This is a genomic window from Streptomyces sp. NPDC058401, from assembly GCF_042722885.1.
Lineage (GTDB): Bacteria > Actinomycetota > Actinomycetes > Streptomycetales > Streptomycetaceae > Streptomyces.
Map to the genome: position 1 here is coordinate 27,206 of NZ_JBHXKA010000063.1, position 16,354 is coordinate 43,559.

Annotated in this window: 13 protein-coding genes and 1 pseudogene; 9 read left to right on the plus strand and 5 right to left on the minus strand. The window is 73.7% G+C overall.

All coding sequences use genetic code 11. The annotated features are described in order from the left end of the window. Nucleotides 1-30: 30 nt before the first annotated feature. On the minus strand, nt 31-1,236 hold the full coding sequence (locus ACFWNV_RS23010) for an RNA polymerase sigma factor (protein WP_383950107.1): 1,206 nt from the start codon (nt 1,234-1,236) through the stop codon (nt 31-33). Between the two features lie 64 nt (nt 1,237-1,300). Between ACFWNV_RS23010 and ACFWNV_RS23015 the strand changes: the two genes are divergently transcribed. Further along, the gene (locus ACFWNV_RS23015) at nt 1,301-1,903 is read left to right on the plus strand and encodes a hypothetical protein (protein ID WP_383950110.1); all 603 of its coding nucleotides are present in this window, start codon (nt 1,301-1,303) and stop codon (nt 1,901-1,903) included. After that, nucleotides 1,900-2,904, plus strand: coding sequence for a nucleotidyl transferase AbiEii/AbiGii toxin family protein (locus ACFWNV_RS23020; RefSeq protein WP_383950113.1), 1,005 nt, complete (start codon nt 1,900-1,902; stop codon nt 2,902-2,904). The genes ACFWNV_RS23015 and ACFWNV_RS23020 overlap by 4 nt, the downstream gene beginning before the upstream one ends. Here ACFWNV_RS23020 and ACFWNV_RS23025 read toward each other — a convergent pair. The 3 genes from ACFWNV_RS23025 to ACFWNV_RS23035 form a co-directional block, all read right to left on the minus strand. Further along, entirely contained in the window at nt 2,870-5,053 is a 2,184-nt protein-coding gene (locus ACFWNV_RS23025) for a molybdopterin oxidoreductase family protein (RefSeq protein ID WP_383950119.1), read from the minus strand. The genes ACFWNV_RS23020 and ACFWNV_RS23025 overlap by 35 nt on opposite strands. A gap of 210 nt (nt 5,054-5,263) precedes the next feature. After that, nucleotides 5,264-6,085: a glucose 1-dehydrogenase gene (locus tag ACFWNV_RS23030; RefSeq protein WP_383950122.1), complete on the minus strand. Its 822-nt coding sequence runs from the start codon at nt 6,083-6,085 to the stop codon at nt 5,264-5,266. Nucleotides 6,086-6,100: 15 nt separating this feature from the next. Further along, a complete protein-coding gene (locus ACFWNV_RS23035) occupies nt 6,101-6,829 on the minus strand; it encodes a vancomycin high temperature exclusion protein (protein ID WP_383950125.1) in 729 nt (242 codons plus the stop codon). 217 nt (nt 6,830-7,046) lie between these two features. Between ACFWNV_RS23035 and ACFWNV_RS23040 the strand changes: the two are divergent. The 4 genes and pseudogenes from ACFWNV_RS23040 (at nt 7,047) to dnaG (ending at nt 12,718) form a co-directional block, all read left to right on the plus strand. Next, nucleotides 7,047-7,972, plus strand: a pseudogene (locus ACFWNV_RS23040) (sirohydrochlorin chelatase). A 77-nt stretch (nt 7,973-8,049) separates the two neighbouring features. Further along, nucleotides 8,050-9,393, plus strand: a complete 1,344-nt coding sequence (locus ACFWNV_RS23045; protein ID WP_383950127.1) for a deoxyguanosinetriphosphate triphosphohydrolase — start codon at nt 8,050-8,052, stop codon at nt 9,391-9,393. 93 nt (nt 9,394-9,486) lie between these two features. Then, entirely contained in the window at nt 9,487-10,761 is a 1,275-nt protein-coding gene (locus ACFWNV_RS23050) for an NAD(P)/FAD-dependent oxidoreductase (RefSeq protein WP_383950130.1), read from the plus strand. A 34-nt stretch (nt 10,762-10,795) separates the two neighbouring features. After that, a complete protein-coding gene (gene dnaG / locus ACFWNV_RS23055) occupies nt 10,796-12,718 on the plus strand; it encodes a DNA primase (RefSeq protein WP_383950133.1) in 1,923 nt (640 codons plus the stop codon). A 4-nt stretch (nt 12,719-12,722) separates the two neighbouring features. Here the strand turns inward: dnaG and ACFWNV_RS23060 are convergent, their stop codons facing one another. Beyond that, nucleotides 12,723-13,247, minus strand: a complete 525-nt coding sequence (locus ACFWNV_RS23060) for a gamma-glutamylcyclotransferase family protein (RefSeq protein ID WP_383950137.1) — start codon at nt 13,245-13,247, stop codon at nt 12,723-12,725. 202 nt (nt 13,248-13,449) lie between these two features. Between ACFWNV_RS23060 and ACFWNV_RS23065 the strand changes: the two genes are divergently transcribed. The 3 genes from ACFWNV_RS23065 to ACFWNV_RS23075 all read left to right on the plus strand — a co-directional run bounded on the left by ACFWNV_RS23065 (nt 13,450) and on the right by ACFWNV_RS23075 (nt 16,256). Beyond that, complete coding sequence (locus tag ACFWNV_RS23065) at nt 13,450-14,196, plus strand: hypothetical protein (RefSeq protein WP_383950140.1); 747 nt, start codon at nt 13,450-13,452, stop codon at nt 14,194-14,196. 5 nt (nt 14,197-14,201) lie between these two features. Next, nucleotides 14,202-15,479, plus strand: a complete 1,278-nt coding sequence (locus ACFWNV_RS23070) for an ATP-binding protein (protein ID WP_383950143.1) — start codon at nt 14,202-14,204, stop codon at nt 15,477-15,479. A 213-nt stretch (nt 15,480-15,692) separates the two neighbouring features. Beyond that, the gene (locus ACFWNV_RS23075) at nt 15,693-16,256 is read left to right on the plus strand and encodes a hypothetical protein (RefSeq protein WP_383950146.1); all 564 of its coding nucleotides are present in this window, start codon (nt 15,693-15,695) and stop codon (nt 16,254-16,256) included. Nucleotides 16,257-16,354: the final 98 nt, after the last annotated feature.

Consider the following 16,354-nt stretch of genomic DNA (forward strand, 5'->3'; position numbering starts at 1 on the left):
CCCCTTTCCCGTACTCCCGTACTCCCGTACTCAGTCCAGGTATCCGCGCAGCTGGTCCGCGAAGGCGTGGTCGCGGAGCTTGTTGAGGGTCTTGGACTCGATCTGGCGGATCCGCTCCCGGGTCACCCCGAAGATCCGCCCGATCTCCTCCAGGGTGCGCGGGCGCCCGTCGGCGAGCCCGTAGCGGAGCTGGACGACCTTGCGCTCCCGCTCCCCCAGGGTCGAGAGCACCGCTTCCAGGTGCTCGCGGAGCAGGAAGAACGCGGCCGATTCGACCGGCGAGGCGGCGTCCCCGTCCTCGATGAGGTCGCCGAGCGCGACATCGTCCTCCTCGCCCACGGGTGCGTGCAGCGAGACCGGCTCCTGCGCGAGGCGCAGCACCTCCAGCACCCGCTCGGGGGTCAGCTCCAGGTGGACGGCGACCTCTTCGGCGGTGGGTTCGTACCCCCGCTCCTGGAGCATGCGGCGCTGGACGCGCACGACGCGGTTGATCAGTTCGACGACGTGGACGGGGACCCGGATGGTGCGGGCCTGGTCGGCGAGGGCGCGGGACATGGCCTGGCGGATCCACCAGGTGGCGTAGGTGGAGAACTTGTAGCCGCGGGCGTAGTCGAACTTCTCGACGGCGCGGATCAGGCCGAGGTTCCCCTCCTGGACCAGGTCGAGCATGGTCAGTCCGCGGCCGACGTAGCGCTTGGCGACGGAGACGACGAGCCGCAGGTTCGACTCGATGAGACGGCGTTTGGCCATGCGGCCCATGACCACGAGCTTGTCGAGGTCGAGCGTGAGCTGCAGGTCGAGCGGGGTCCCGCTGCCGAGCTTCTCCTCCGCGAACAGGCCCGCCTCCACGCGGCGCGCGAGGTCGACCTCCTCCACGGCGGTGAGCAGCGGGATCCGGCCTATCTCGCGCAGGTACTGCCGGAAGAGGTCGGCGGACGGTCCCGCTCCGCCGGAGCCTTCCGCCGGGCGCTTGCGCGGCCGGGGCACCTTCTCCAGCAGCTCCGGGCCCTCCAACTCCTCGGCCCCTCCGGCCTCCTCGGCCTCCTCCTCGTGCATGGCGTCGGCCTCTGCCTCGGGCTCGGGCTCTTCGGCCGCGGGCACTTCGGCGGGCGGGCTGACGGTGACGGTCAGGCTCTGGGTCTGCACGGGGGCGACCTCCACAGGGCTCCGAGGACGGGTGCACCGCACCTCAGTGTGGGGTACGACACATCGCTGCCACGAGGGGCGTGCGACCACTTTCTGGGTCCGGTGCGTGACCCATGGTTACCCCCGGACCAGAACCCCGATGCGGATCGGACGCATGTCCGAGAGGATCCTGGTCATGTCCCCGTACGAATCCCACATCACCGTCCGCTGCGCGCACCCGGCGGAGCTGGCCCGACTCGAATCATGGGCGGCGCAGCGGGAGTTGAAGGTGACCCACATCGTGCTGGCCCGGGGCCGGATGCTCTCGCAGCCGATGCTGACGCTGCCCGACCGGGACGGGCACGAGGTCCTGGTGCATCGGCTGCGCGCGGCCGGCTTCGACCCGGTCCGGGTCAAGGTGGAGACGGTCCCGTGGACCACGGAGCCCCCGGGACCGGGCGGCGGCTACTTCGAGCACCACGTGAAGCTGCGCCTGCCCACCGGCTTCGACCGGGCCGCGCTGGAGGCCTTGGCGGTCCCGCACGGGGCACACGTCTCGTGGAACGCCCGCCGGGTCCTGCCGGGAGCCCGGCAGGAACGCTTCGTCACCCAGCGGTGGCGGGGCACGGCGGCGGAGGCGGGGGCGGCCTGCGACGCGCTGGTCGCTGCGCTGGCGGGGGCCGGGTATGAAATCTGCTCGGAGGAGCGGGAGTTCGTGCTGTACGACAGCGACCTGTCGGTGGACGACGGGTGGATCGAGGAGGGGGATCCCCGATGACGTGGGAGAGGTTCGGGTGGCAGTCCGAGGAGCTGCCCAAGGGGCCGCTGGACGAGGAGACGCGCAGGGAGCGCGACCTGCCCAGGACCCTGCGGGCGGTGGCCGGGGACGACGTCCGTCAGCGGCCCGTCTTCGACCCGGCCATGAAGCAGCACCAGAACGCCTACCGGGCCGGGGACCCCGTCTTCGACGACCCGGAGCGCACTGCCGCCTGGCGGACGGCGCGGCGGGCGGCGTTGGACGCCGCACTGCTGGCGGTGTCGGAATCCCAGTGGGCGGACTCGCTGGTGCTGCGCGGGAGCGTGCTGCTCGCCGACTGGTTCGGGGACTCGGCCCGGGAACCGAGTGACCTGGACTTCGTGGTCGTACCGCGGAGCTGGGACATCGACGACGCGCGAACGGCCCGGATGCTGGAGGAGATCGCCGCCGGGGCGGCCGGGCGGGCCGGCATCAAGGACTCGGGCGCGGTCTGCGACGACATCTGGACGTACGACCGGGTGCCGGGGACCCGGATGGTGCTGCCCTGGCAGGTGCCGGGGCTACCGGCCGGCCAGGTCCAGCTCGACTTCGTGTTCAACGAACGGCTGCCCGAGGAGCCCGAACCGGTCGAACTCGACTGCGGGGCCGTGGTCCTGGCAGCCTCCCCCGCCCTGTCCCTGGCCTGGAAGCTGCTGTGGCTGGTGAGCGACCACCACCCGCAGGGCAAGGACCTCTACGACGCGGTCCTGCTGGCCGAGGCGTTCGCGCTGCCCTACTGGCTGCTGGACCAGGTGTTCCGGCTGGCGCCCGACCATCCGCTGCCCCATCCGGGGGTGACTCTGGAGGACATCGCCGCGTACGGGAACGTCGGCCCCGAGTGGGACCACTTCACGGCCGAGTACCCCCAGCTCTCCGGCCCGGAGGAGGAGTACGCCCGGCGGCTGGTCACAGCGGTGGCGCCGACCTTCGACGGTGCTCCGGACACGCCTAGGCCGGCTCGACGCGGACCGCGCAGACCTTGAACTCCGGCATCCGGGAGACCGGGTCGAGCGCCGGGTTGGTCAGGGTGTTGGCGCGGCCCTCGCCCGGCCAGTGGAAGGGCATGAAGACGGTGTCCGCGCGGATGGTGTCCGTGATGCGCGCCGGGGCGACCGCGCGGCCGCGGCGGGAGGTGACCGCGAGGGGGGCTCCGTCGACCGCGCCGATGCGGGCCGCGAGGCGCGGGTGGAGTTCCACGAAGGGGCCGGGGGCGGCTGCGTTGAGCTCGTCGACCCGGCGGGTCTGCGCGCCCGACTGGTACTGGGCGACGACCCGGCCGGTGGTGAGGAGGAGCGGGTACTCCGTGTCCGGGACCTCGGCGGCGTCCCGGTGGGAGACCGGCACGAAGCGGGCCCGGCCGTCCTCGGTGGCGAAGCGGTCCAGGAAGAGCCGGGGGGTGCCGGGGTGGGGCTCCTCGGGGGAGCCCTCCCCGTGGCCGGGCTCCCCCGAGGAGGGCTGTACGGGATCCGGCTGCGCGGGATCCGGCCGGGCGGGATCCGGCTGGGCGGACCGCGTGGAGGACGGGCAGGGCCAGAAGACGCCCTGTTCGGCTTCGATGCGGGCGTACGTGATGCCCGAATAGTCCGCCGGGCCGCCCGCCGAGGCTCGGCGCAATTCTTCGAAGACCGCCTCGGGTTCGGCCGGGAAGGCCTTCGGCATGCCGAGCCGGGTGGCCAGCCCGTGCAGGACCTCCAGGTCGGTGCGGACCCCCGGCGGCGGGGTCAGGGCCCGGCGGCGGAGCAGGACGCGGCCCTCCAGGTTGGTGGTGGTGCCGGTCTCCTCCGCCCACTGGGTGACCGGGAGGACCACGTCGGCCAGGGCCGCCGTCTCGGAGAGGACCACGTCGGCGACGGCGAGGAAGTCCAGGGAGCGGATGCGTTCCTCGATGTGGGCGGCGCGGGGGGCCGAGACCACCGGGTTGGAGCCCATCAGGAGGAGGGCCTTGACGTCCGAGCCCAGCGCGTCGAGGAGTTCGTACGCGCTGCGGCCCGGGCCGGGCAGGGTGTCGGGGTCCACGCCCCAGACCGCGGCGACGTGGGCGCGGGCCGCCGGGTCGGTGAGTTTGCGGTAGCCGGGGAGCTGGTCGGCCTTCTGGCCGTGCTCGCGGCCGCCCTGGCCGTTGCCCTGGCCGGTGAGGCAGCCGTAGCCGGAGAGCGGGCGGCCGGCCCGGCCGGTGGCGAGGCAGAGGTTGATCCAGGCTCCGACGGTGTCGGTGCCCTTGGACTGCTGCTCGGGGCCGCGTGCGGTGAGCACCATCGCGGAGTCGGGGGCGCAGAACATCGCCACCGCCTCGCGGAGCTTCGGGACCGGGACTCCGGTGATGCGCTCCACGAGCTCCGGCCAGTGCACCATCGCGGCCGCGCGGGCCTCCTGCCAGCCGCTGGTGCGCGCGGCGATGAACTCCTCGTCGGTGTGCCCGCCGGCCACCACGAGGTGCAGCAGGCCGAGCGCCAGCGCCAGGTCCGTGCCGGGGCGCGGGGCCAGGTGCAGGTCGGCCTGTTCGGCGGTGCGGGTGCGGCGCGGGTCCACGACGATCAGCGTGCCGCCGTTCTCGCGGAGTTCCCGGAAGAAGCGGAGGGCGGGGGGCATGGTGTCGGCGGGGTTGGAGCCGACGAGGATGACGCAGCCGGTCCGGGGGATGTCCTCCAGCGGGAAGGGCAGCCCCCGGTCGAGCCCGAAGGCCCGCTGGTGCGCGGCGGCGGCCGAGGACATGCAGAACCGGCCGTTGTAGTCGATCTGCGAGGTCCGCAGGGCGATGCGGGCGAACTTCCCGAGGGCGTACGCCTTCTCGTTGGTCAGCCCGCCGCCGCCGAACACCCCGACCGCGTCGGCCCCGTACGACCGCCGCGTGCGGGCGAGGCCCTCGGCGACGGTGTCGAGGGCCTCCTCCCAGGTGGCCGGCTCCAGCCGCCCGGCGCGGCTCCGGACGAGCGGCTCGGTGAGGCGCACCCGGGAGGAGAGCACGGCGGGGGCGGTGCGGCCCTTGCCGCACAGCGCGCCCCGGTTCACGGGGAAGTCGGCCCGTTCCTCCACCGTCACGCCCGCGCCCCCGGGCTCGGGGCGCAGGTTCATGCCGCACTGCAGCGCGCAGTACGGGCAGTGCGTGGCGGTGACGGACTCCGAGGGGTGCATGCGGCCCAGCGTGCGTCGACGGTGTTACACGGGCCGCAGCCCCGCGTTACAACCCGGCGTGCTCCCCCTCAGCACGGCCCGGCGGCTGCGGTGAGGTGGCCCGGCGCACGGGAGGGGCCGGGGATCCCGGCGTACGCGAGGGGCCGGGGATCCCGGCGTACACGAGGGGCCGGGGATCCCGGCGTACACGATCCGGGCGCCGCCGCCGGGTCACTGCCCCGTCAGGTACTTCACCGTGAGGCCGGCCGTCCAGCCGCCGTCGACGGCCAGTTCGGCGCCGGTGATGTAGCCCGCGGCGTCCGAGAGGAGGAAGGCGACGGCGGCGGCGATCTCCTCGGGGAGGCCGACGCGGCCGAGGGGGGCGCCGGGGTAGTTGCCCTCGCCCGCCTGGATGCCGACCGGGGCCGTCATCGGGGTGAGGGTCATGCCGGGGTGGACGGAGTTCACGCGGATCCGGGATTCCGCGAGCTCGACCGCGCCGATCTTCGACAGTCCGCGCACGCCCCACTTGGAGGCTCCGTAGCCGGCGGTCAGGGCGAGGCCGGTGAGGCCGGCGGCGGAGGAGATGTTGACGATGGAGCCGCCGCCGTTGTCGCGCATCAGCGGGATCGCGGCCTTGATGCCGATGAAGACGCCGACGAGGTTGATCTCGACGACCTTGCGGAAGTGCTCGACGCTCTCGTGTTCCAGGAACTGGCCGGTGGCGATGCCCGCGTTGTTGACCAGTCCGTCGATGCGGCCGAACTCGGCGAGGGCGAAGGCGAGGGCCGCGTCCCAGTCGGCTTCGCTGGTCACGTCGTGGCGCAGGAAGCGCGCCGCGTCGCCGAGCTTCGCCGCCGTCTCGGCGCCCTCGGCCTCCAGGACGTCGGTGATCAGCACCTTGCCGCCGCCGTCCACGACGGCCTGCGCGGCCGCCGCGCCGAGGCCGCGGGCCCCACCGGTGATGACGACGACCTTGCCGCTCAGATCCACAACAGCCACGGTTCCACACCCCTGACGCACGAGACAGATCGGTATATGACTAATCGGCATATGCCGATCGCGGCGTCAGTCTGCCAGAGAGGCCAGGGCGCGCGACACCCCCTCTTCCTTCGGCCCCAGGAACCGCGGCTCCGGCTCGAAGACGGCGTCCAGCGCCGCCTTGCCCGCCGCGAAGACCTCGCGGGCCCCGCCGTAGTACCAGGTCGCGTCGTGCACGTCGGACACCCCGACCCCGTACGAGTCCACGCCCGCGGCCCGGCACAGCGCGACGGCCCGGCGGATGTGGAAGCCCTGGCTGATCAGCACCGCCCGGTGCACGCCGAAGACCTCCCGGGCCCGGACGCAGGAGTCCCACGAGTCGAAGCCGGCGTAGTCGCTGACGACGCGGGCGTCGGGCACCCCGTGGCCCGTCAGGTACGCGCGCATCGCGTCGGGCTCGTCGTAGTCGGTACGGCTGTTGTCGCCGGTGACCAGGACGACCTTGACCTTCCCCGCCCGGTAGAGCTCGACCGCGGCGTCGAGCCGCCGTGCGAGGTACGGGGTGGGCCGGCCGTTCCACAGCCCGGCGCCGAAGACCACGGCCACCTCGGCGGCGGGTGCGTCGGCGGTGGTCCGCAGCCGGGGGCCGGCGGACGCGTGCGTCCACGCCGAGGGCAGCAGGGCCAGCACGCAGCCCGCCATCACCAGCTGCACGGCCCGCCGCCGGGCGCGCACGGTGCGGGGCGGCCCGATCCGTACGGCCCTCAGCCGCCCCCATGCCGCCCGCGGCAGCCCTCGTAGCACTGGACGCCTCAATCGATCCCCCTGTTGGTCGGTCGTGTGGTGACCTGCCCGTTCCGGCCGGTGGTCCCGTCGTCTACGGACGCGTGTACGGTCCCGCCGGTTTCCCGGCGGCCACGCGGCCGCCACCCGCCCGAGCCCACCCTCGCCGTCCACCCCCCTGTGAGCAGCCGGAAAACACCCGTCACCCCGGCGCAACGCAGGGGCAACCTGCCGCACGCAGGATCGGTTCATGACGGAGCCGGCGCACCCTCCCGAGTCCATGCCCCGCCCGCACCTCCCGCCCCTCCCACCGCTTCCGCACCTCCAGCCCCTCCCACCGCTTCCGCCCGCGACCACGGCGGAGCTGCTGACCCGGATCACCGCCCAGCTCGGTACGCAGCTCAGCGGTCTGCGTCCCCGACACCACGCAGGAGTCCTCCCATGCAGCAGCCCGCCCTCGTCGCCGTGGCCCACGGCAGCCGCGATCCGCGCGCCCTCCACACCGTCGAAGCCCTGCTCGAACGGGTCCGTGAGCTCCGCCCCCGCCTCGACGTCCGGCTCGGTCACATCGAGCTGAACCACCCGCTGCTGGACCACACCCTCGAACGGGCCTCCGGAGCCGCCGTGCTGGTGCCGCTGCTGCTCGGCCGCGGCACCCACGTCAAGCGGGACCTCCCGGCCGCCGCCGCCCGCGCCGGGCAGCTGCGGACCCGTGTCGCCGCCCCGCTCGGACCGCATCCGCTGCTCGTCGAGGCCCTGTACGAGCGGCTCGTGGAGGCCGGCTGGAGCGCCGGGTCGGCGGTGGTGCTGGCCGCCGCCGGGTCCCGCGACCCCGACTCCGCGACCGATGTGCGGGCCACCGCCGGCCTGCTCTCGGAGCGCCTCGGCGGGGTGCCCGTGGTGGCCGCCTACGCCTCGGGCAGCGCGCCCGGAGTGCCCGCCGCCGTACGGGCCCTGGCCGCGCGGGGTCTCCACCGGGTCGCGGTCGCCTCCTACTTCACCGCCCCGGGCCGCTTCGCCACCGCGAGCGCCGCCGCCGCCCCGGGCCCGGCCGCCGCCCCGCTGGGCGCGCATCCGGCGCTGGCCCGGCTGGTGCTCCAGCGCTACGACGAAGCCGCCGCCGCGCTCGCAGGACCCGTAGCGCACGAGCAGCCGCTCGAACTGGCCACCGCGTAACGGTCTGGTTGGTTCGCAATCGCTCGGATTGCTCCTCTTGACTCGTCTTGTCGGTTCGTGCGGTTACCGTTTGGACCATGGAAGGCATGGAAGGCACCACCGCACCTGTCCGACCCGGCTCCGCCCCGTCCGGGGAGCCGTACGATCCCGCCGACACCGAGCGGTGGGCCACCGAGCCCGACAAGCGGCCCGGGCGGACCGCCTTCCAGCGCGACCGGGCCCGTGTGCTGCACTCCGCCGCGCTGCGCCGGCTCGCCGGGAAGACCCAGGTGGTGACCCCGGGGACGCGTTCGTACGACTGGGACGCGAGTCCCCGTACCCGGCTGACGCACTCCCTCGAATGCGCCCAGGTCGGCCGCGAGCTCGGCGCCGCGCTCGGCTGCGATCCCGATCTGGTCGAAGCGGCCTGCCTGTCGCACGACATGGGGCACCCGCCCTTCGGGCACAACGGCGAGGAAGCGCTCAACGAGTTCGCCAAGGACTGCGGCGGTTTCGAGGGCAACGCCCAGTCGCTGCGGCTGCTGACCCGGCTGGAGCCCAAGCGGTTCGTCCCCGATCCGGCCAGCGGCGAGCTGGTCAGCGTCGGGCTCAACCTCACCCGGGCCTGCCTGGACGCCGCCACCAAGTACCCCTGGGCGCGCGGGGACCACCCCACCGACCCGGGCTCGGTGAAGTTCGGCGCCTACGAGGACGACCTGCCGGTCTTCGAGTGGCTGCGCCGCGGCGCGCCCGCGGACCGCAAGTGCTTCGAGGCTCAGGTCATGGACTGGTCGGACGACGTGGCGTACTCCGTCCACGACTTCGAGGACGGCCTGCACGCCGGCCACCTCGACCCGAACCTGCTCTTCGCCGAGCCCGAGCGCGCCGAGATCTGGCGGGTGGCCATCGGCCGGTACGTGCCCTCCGACACCGAGCCGGAGGAACTGCGGGAGGCCCTGGACCGTTTGATGGAGCAGGAGTGGTGGCCGCACGGGTACGACGGCTCGGCCGTGGCCCAGGCCCGGCTGAAGGACGCGACCAGCCAGCTGATCGGCCGTTTCTGCCTGGCCGCCGAGGGCGCCACCCGGCAGGCGTACGGGACCGGCCGGCTGACCCGGTACGCGGCGGAGCTGGTGGTGCCGCGCGAGGCGCGCAACGAGTGCGCGGTGCTGAAGGCGGTGGCCGACCTGTACGTCATGCAGCGCGACGAGCAGGAGCGGATCCGCGCCGATCAGCGGATCGTCCTCGCCGAGCTGGCGGAGGCCGTCAGCGCCCGCGCGCCCGAGGGTCTGGACCCGCAGTTCCGTGCGATCTTCGACGCGGCCCCGGACGACCGGGCCAGGAAGCGGGCGGTGGTGGACCAGATCGCGGCCCTCACGGACGCCTCCGCGCGCTCCCTTCACGCCCGCCTCATCCAGCGCGCGCGACGCGCCGAAGGGTGAGCCGATCGGGCCACTCCCCCTTCACGCGGCAGGCTCGGTGCGGGACGCTCGCATGTGGTCGCATGTGGCGCAGAGGTTATGAGGAGGCATCAGGTGGTCGACGCACACCGGACGTTCGTCATCGTCGGCGCAGGGCTCGCCGGGGCTAAGGCGGCCGAAACGCTGAGGTCGGAGGGGTTCACGGGCCGGGTGATCCTGATCGGAGACGAGCGCGAGCATCCCTACGAGCGACCCCCGCTCTCCAAGGGCTACCTGTCGGGCAAGGAGGAGCGCGAGAGCGTCTTCGTCCACGAGGCGTCCTGGTACGCGGCCTCCGACATCGAGCTGCACCTCGGCCAGCCCGCGGTCCAGCTCGACCGGGAGGCCAAGAAGGTGGTCCTCGGCGACGGCACGGCGCTGCCCTACGACAAGCTGCTCCTCGCCACCGGCGCCGAGCCGCGCCGGCTGGACATCCCGGGCACCGAGCTGGTCGGGGTGCACCACCTGCGCCGGCTCTCGCACGCGGAGCGGCTGCGCAAGGCCCTGGCGGGCCTGGGCCGGGACAACGGGCACCTGCTGATCGCGGGCGCCGGCTGGATCGGCCTGGAGGTCGCGGCGGCCGCCCGCGGGTACGGGGCCGAGGTCACCGTGATCGAACCGGCGCCGACCCCGCTGCACGCGGTGCTCGGTCCGGAGGTCGGCCGGCTCTTCGCCGACCTGCACACCGAGCACGGGGTCCGCTTCCACTTCGGCTCCCACCTGACGGAGATCGTCGGACACGACGGCATGGTGCTGGCGGCCCGTACGGACGACGGGGAGGAGCATCCGGCGCACGCGGTCCTCGCGGCGATCGGGGCCTCCCCGCGGACCGCGCTGGCGGAGACCTCGGGGCTGGCCCTCGTCGACCGGGAGCACGGGGGCGGGATCGCCGTGGACGCCTCGCTGCGCACCTCCGACCCGGACGTCTTCGCGGTCGGGGACGTGGCGGCCGCGCACCACCCGGTGCTGGGGACCCGGCTGCGGGTGGAGCACTGGGCGAACGCGCTCAACGGAGGGCCGGCCGCCGCCCGGGCGATGCTGGGGCAGGAGGTCTCGTACGACCGGGTCCCGTACTTCTTCTCCGACCAGTACGACGTGGGTCTGGAGTACTCGGGGTACGCCCCGTCGGGCGGCTACGACCAGGTGCTGATCCGCGGGGACGCGGGCAAGCGGGAGTTCATCGCCTTCTGGCTCTCGGACGGCCGGGTGCTGGCCGGGATGAACGTGAACGTGTGGGACGTCACCGACGACATCCAGGCCCTGATCAGGTCGAAGGCGCCGGTGGACCGCGAGAAGCTGGCGGATCCCTCCATTCCGCTTTCGGCCCTGGTTCCGGCGGAAGGGGCCTGACGGGATTGTCTCCGCCCGGCCGTAGACTGGCGCGGTGGCAGGACGGATCAACGACGACGACGTGAAGGCGGTACGGGACGCGGTCCCGATCGACGCCGTGGTCTCCGAGTACCTCCAGCTGCGCAACGCGGGCGGCGGCAACCTCAAGGGCCTCTGCCCCTTCCACGACGAGAAGTCCCCGTCCTTCCAGGTCAGCCCCAGCAAGGGCTTCTACCACTGCTTCGGCTGCCAGGCGGGCGGGGACACCCTCGACTTCGTCATGAAGATCGACCACCTCTCCTTCTCGGAGGCGGTGGAACGGCTCGCCGGCCTGGCCGGCATCACCCTGCGCTACGAAGAGGGCGGCTACACCGCCGGCAGCAGCGGGCGCGGCGAGCGCATCCGGCTGGTCGAGGCGCACAAGGCCGCGGCCGCGTTCTACATGGACCAGCTCGGCAGCGCCGAGGCGGAGATCGGCCGCAAGTTCCTGGCCGAGCGCGGCTTCGACCAGGCCGCCGCCCAGCACTTCAGCGTGGGCTACAGCCCGGCCGGCTGGGACCACTTGACGCGCTTCCTGCGCGGCAAGGGCTTCAGCGACAAGGAACTGATCACCTCGGGCCTGTCCCAGGACAGCCGCAGCGGCAAGCCCATCGACCGCTTCCGCGGCCGGCTCATGTGGCCCATCCGCGACATCAGCGGCGAGGTCGTCGGCTTCGGCGCGCGCAAGCTGCGCGACGACGACAACGGGCCCAAGTACCTGAACACCCCCGAGACGGCGATCTACAAGAAGTCCCAGGTGCTCTACGGCATCGACCTGGCCAAGAAGGAGATCGCCAAGACCTCCCGGGCCGTCGTCGTCGAGGGCTACACCGACGTCATGGCCTGCCACATGGCCGGGGTCACCACCGCGATCGCCACCTGCGGCACCGCCTTCGGCGGCGACCACATCAAGATCCTGCGCCGGCTGCTCATGGACAACGCGACCGCCGAGGTGATCTTCACCTTCGACGGGGACGCGGCCGGGCAGAAGGCCGCGCTACGGGCCTTCGAGGACGACCAGAAGTTCGCCGCGGAGACCTCCATCACCATCGCCCCGGGCGGCATGGACCCCTGCGACCTGCGCCTGGCCAAGGGCGACGCGGCCGTCTCGGGGCTGGTCGAGGCCCGCACCCCGCTGTTCGAGTTCGCGCTGAAGCACATCGTGGCCCGGCACAACCTGGAGAACCCGGCGGGGCGGGCCGCCGCGCTGGAGGAAGCCGCCCCGATCATCAAGAAGATCAAGAACGTCGCGATCCAGCACGAGTCGGCGGTCCAGCTGGCCGGCATGCTCGGCATGCGCGACGAGCAGTTCGTCGTCAAGCGGATCGCCCAGCTCGACCGCTGGGCCCGCGAGCGCGGCAACCAGCCCCAGCAGCAGCGCCGGGGGCAGTCGTCCGGCGGCAACGGCTCCGGTCACTCGTACGAAGACATCGCGGCTCCGTCCGGCACGCCCACGGGCCCCGCGCTGAACCTGCGCAGTCCCGCCCACATCACCGAGCGCGAGCTGCTCAAGCTGGCGCTCCAGCGCCCGGCCCTGGTCTCCCCCGCCTTCGACGCGTACGGGATGGACGAGTTCACCGCCCCGCCCTACGCGGCCGTCCGCCAGGCCATCCTGGACGCCGGCGGCGCGTCCCTCGGCACCGAGGACTACGTGACCCGGGTCCGGGACGCCGCACCGAACGACACCGTCCGCGCGCTGGTCACCGAACTCGTCGTGGAGGCCATCCGCGCGAAGACCGTGGACGAGATCTACGCCGGGGTCCAGCTGGTCCAGGTCAGGCTCCGCGCGGTGGACCGCCGGGTGCGCGAGATCCAGGGCACGATGGCCCGACTCGGCCACCAGGGGTCGCCCGAGCAGCTGGCGGCCGTCCAGGAGGAGCTGTGGGTCCTCCAGCAGTACGAGCAGCGCCTGCGCAACCGCGGCGCGGAAGGCCTGTAGCGGCTCAGCGGCGCAGCCAGTCGCCGCCCGGGATGGGGGTGCCGGAGCGGGCCAGGTGGTGGGCCAGGGGCGGGGCGGCCAGGTAGACCCAGGCGCGGACCGGGGTGCCGTCGGGGCGCAGGGCCTCGCGGGCGGTGCGGTCGTAGATGTTGGCGGGGTGTCCGGGGCCCGCGTACTCCTCCAGCAGGTCGAGCGCCACGAGGAGTTCCCCGTACGCCCCGGGGGCCGGGGTGATCAGCTCTCCGGCTATCGCGGAGCCGGAGCCGGGGCGGTCCACGGCGTACGGGTATCCGGGGCCCTGGTACAGGGCCGCGTCCGGAAGGCGGGCGGGCTCCTCGGCGGCGGTGCGGCCGCGCAGGAACAGGTCGTGGTTGACCTCGCCGGGGCGCAGGGTCCCGTAGACGAAGAACGGGAGCTCCTCGCCCGACGGGACCGCTCCCGGCGGGACCGCTCCCGGCGGGGTCCTTTCGCGCAGGCCCTGAGGAATCGTTCCTTCGCCGTGGCCTTCCGGCCGATCGGCCGATGTCATGCGGGTCCCCCTCGATCCAGACTGAGCTGCTGACCGGAGTCCCGCCGGCCGCGGGCCTGGACCAAAGTCCCGACTTCGGCCGCGGGAGCCCGCCTACGCACCGCTGTTACACGACCGCCCGGTCCCTGTGACCGACGCCGCCTACCGTCAGTCTGCCTCCCCGCGCCCCGCCCTCCCCCACCACCCGACGGTTCCGCCTTCCATGACTCGACCGACCCTCCGCCGCCTCGCCGCGGCCGCCCTGCTCTGCATCGGCCTGGGCGGTTGCGGCACGCCCGGGGGCCTCGGACCCGGCGAGGCCGCGCCGCCCGTTTCCTCCCAGCCCCGGCCGGAAGCGCTGTGGCCCTCGTGGACCGATTCGCCGAGCTCCTCCGGGACCGCGGTGGCGGGCAGGGTTCCGGCGCCACGACCGCTCGACGGCGCCCCGACGGTGGGGCCGGAGGGGATCGGGAAGGTCGACGTGATGGCCGTGATCCGGGCGGACAAGGCGATGAAGCGCTTCAGCGGAGGGAAGCAGATCCCGGGTCCGGGCAAGGCCGGGATACGGCCGCCCCGGTACGCGGACCTGACGGGCGACGGGAAACCCGAGCTGATCGTCGCCGCGGACAGCGAGACGGGTCGTTCGGTGCTGAGCGTCTACACGGCCGCGGCCGACGGGAGGATCGTTCCGATCCTGTTCACCAGCGGCCGGCGGATGAGCGCCGAGACCCTCGGCACCGACCTGCTGGTCCGCACCAACGACGACGACGGATCCGCGCACGACATCCGCTACCACTGGGACGGGCAGCGGATGAGCGTCCTCAGCGACGAGCACAAATTCGGCAACGCCATCTCCGGCTCCGGCTCCGGCTCCGGCGAATGCCCGGCTCCGCGGTCGTCCGCCCCCACATCCCCGGCATCCCCCGTATCCCCTGAATCCCCCGCCCCGACGAACCAGGCCGCCAGGTGAGGCGGGTGAGGCGTTGCCTGCTCCGCTGCCGCCGCCTCCTGCACTCCCTCGGCCTGCGCTGGAAGATCGCCGTCCTGCTCGCCGTCGGCTGCTCCCTCGTCGCGCTCACCATCGGCGTCCTGATCCACGAGGCCCGCGCGAACCAGGTGGCCGACGCGGCGCGCAAGAGCGCCCTCGCGCAGCTCGTCCGGGTGCGTCAGGTGTACGAGCTCACGGGCCAGCTCGACTTCGACAAGGTCGGGGAGGCCGACGCGCGCCTCGACTGCCCGAGCCTGCCGGAACCCCTGCGCCAGGCCGCCCTGTCCGGACGGCGCACCACCTACCTCGACCTGGGCGGCGCCCACCCCGCGGTGTGGGCGGCCCGGCCGGTCGGCGGCGACCACGTGCTCTCCGTACGCCAGGCGCTGATCGCGGAGCAGGGCGAACTGTGGGAGCTGGACCAGAAGTTGATGGCCTTCGGGGTGGTCGTCGTCACCCTCGCGGCGATCGGCGGGGCGGGGCTGGCCAGCCGGCTGAGCAAGGACCTGCGCTCCGCGGCCGAAACGGCCCGGCGGATCAGCACGGGCGAACTGGACGCCCGGATAGGCCCGTCGGGGGTGCCGGGGTCACGGAACGAGGTGGCCGAACTGTCCGCGGCGGTCGACACGATGGCGGCGAGCCTGCAGCGGCGGCTGGTGGCGGAGCAGCGGTTCACGGCGGACGTGGCGCACGAGCTGCGGACCCCGCTGACCGGTCTGCACACGGCCGCCGAACTGCTCCCTCCGGGGCGGCCCACGGAGCTGGTGCGCGACCGGGTCGCGGCCCTGTGCAGTCTGACGGAGGACCTCCTGGAGGTGGCCCGGCTGGACGGGGACCGGGAGGTGGCCCAGCTGGACGTCCACCTCCTGGGGCCGCTGGTGGAGGCGGTCACCCGGCGTTCGGGGGTGGAGGCGCGGGTCCTGGGCGCCGCCGACCCCACGGCCCGTGTCCGCACGGACGTCCGGCGACTGGAGCGGATCCTGACGAACCTGCTGGTCAACGCCCGCAAGCACGGCGGGGACCCGATCACCGTGACGGTGGCCGGGAACACGGTGACCGTACGGGACCAGGGCCCGGGCTTCCCGGAGACGCTGCTGCGGGACGGCCCGCAGCGGTTCCTCACGGGCGCGACCGAACGCGGCCAGGGCACGGGCCTGGGCCTGACCATCGCCCTGGGCCAGTCCCAGGTCATCGGCGCCCGCCTCACCCTCACCAACCCCACCCCCACCGGAGCCGCGGCCACCCTCACCCTCCCCCCGGCGTAGCCCCGCCGGCCCCACCCAGCCGCGCCGACCCCGCGCGGCCACCGTCACCCGGACGGGGTGGGGCCCCACGAATGCCCCCACACCCACCCCCACCTGCGAGAACACCGCTCCACCCGCACCCCCCGCCACCAATCTGACACCGCATCAGCAGGCGCAGCCCCCCGCACCCGGGTTACCTCGGAACCACGACCCCGTGTCCCCAGGAGACCCGCCATGCGCCGTCGCACCGCCCACGTCCTCACCGCCACCGTGCTGACCGGCTTCGCGTTCGCCGGCCCGGTGGCCGGCGCGGTCGCCGCCGCGGACCTGGGCATGACGGGCTTCGGCATGACGGGCTTCGCGGCCGGCGACTTCGCCCCGCTGGAGGTCTGGCCCAAGTCCGCCGCCCCCGGCACCACCGTCACGGTGAACACGAAGGCCTGCGGCCCGGACAGCCACGCCGAGGGCGATGCCACCACCGTCGGGGGCGGCCGCTTCAAGCTGTCCCCGGGCACCCACAAGGAGGTGGTCGTGGGACAGTTCCAGGTCGCCCGCGGAGCCCACCCCGGCACCCACGCGATCGGCGCCACCTGCGCGAACGGCAAGTTCGCCACCGGCGACCTGATCGTCACCGAGCACGACCGCGCCCCCCAGGGCCACGTGCGCACCGGGGTGGGCGGTGGCACGACCACCACCACCGACCCCGCCAAGATCGCGGCGGGAGCGGCAGTGCTGGCCGCGACCGCCGTCGGCGGTACCTGGTTCCTGCGTCGCCGGGCGAGCGGCACGCGGAACTGACGGACGCCCACCGCGGCCCCGGCCGCGGTCCGACCGGTACCGTCCCCCGTCGCCCGCCCCGCGAGGTCTCCCCCGGCGAGGCGCTGAGCGCCCAGGCC

Excerpts from the sequence above, each read along its gene's own strand:
- ACFWNV_RS23015 (WP_383950110.1), top strand. The coding sequence starts at position 1,301 with ATGTCCGAGAGGATCCTGGTCATGTCCCCGTACGAATCCCACATCACC.
- ACFWNV_RS23020 (WP_383950113.1), top strand. The coding sequence starts at position 1,900 with ATGACGTGGGAGAGGTTCGGGTGGCAGTCCGAGGAGCTGCCCAAGGGG.
- ACFWNV_RS23025 (WP_383950119.1), bottom strand. The coding sequence starts at position 5,053 with ATGCACCCCTCGGAGTCCGTCACCGCCACGCACTGCCCGTACTGCGCG.
- ACFWNV_RS23030 (WP_383950122.1), bottom strand. The coding sequence starts at position 6,085 with ATGCCGATTAGTCATATACCGATCTGTCTCGTGCGTCAGGGGTGTGGA.
- ACFWNV_RS23045 (WP_383950127.1), top strand. The coding sequence starts at position 8,050 with ATGGAAGGCATGGAAGGCACCACCGCACCTGTCCGACCCGGCTCCGCC.
- ACFWNV_RS23060 (WP_383950137.1), bottom strand. The coding sequence starts at position 13,247 with ATGACATCGGCCGATCGGCCGGAAGGCCACGGCGAAGGAACGATTCCT.
- ACFWNV_RS23065 (WP_383950140.1), top strand. The coding sequence starts at position 13,450 with ATGACTCGACCGACCCTCCGCCGCCTCGCCGCGGCCGCCCTGCTCTGC.
- ACFWNV_RS23075 (WP_383950146.1), top strand. The coding sequence starts at position 15,693 with ATGCGCCGTCGCACCGCCCACGTCCTCACCGCCACCGTGCTGACCGGC.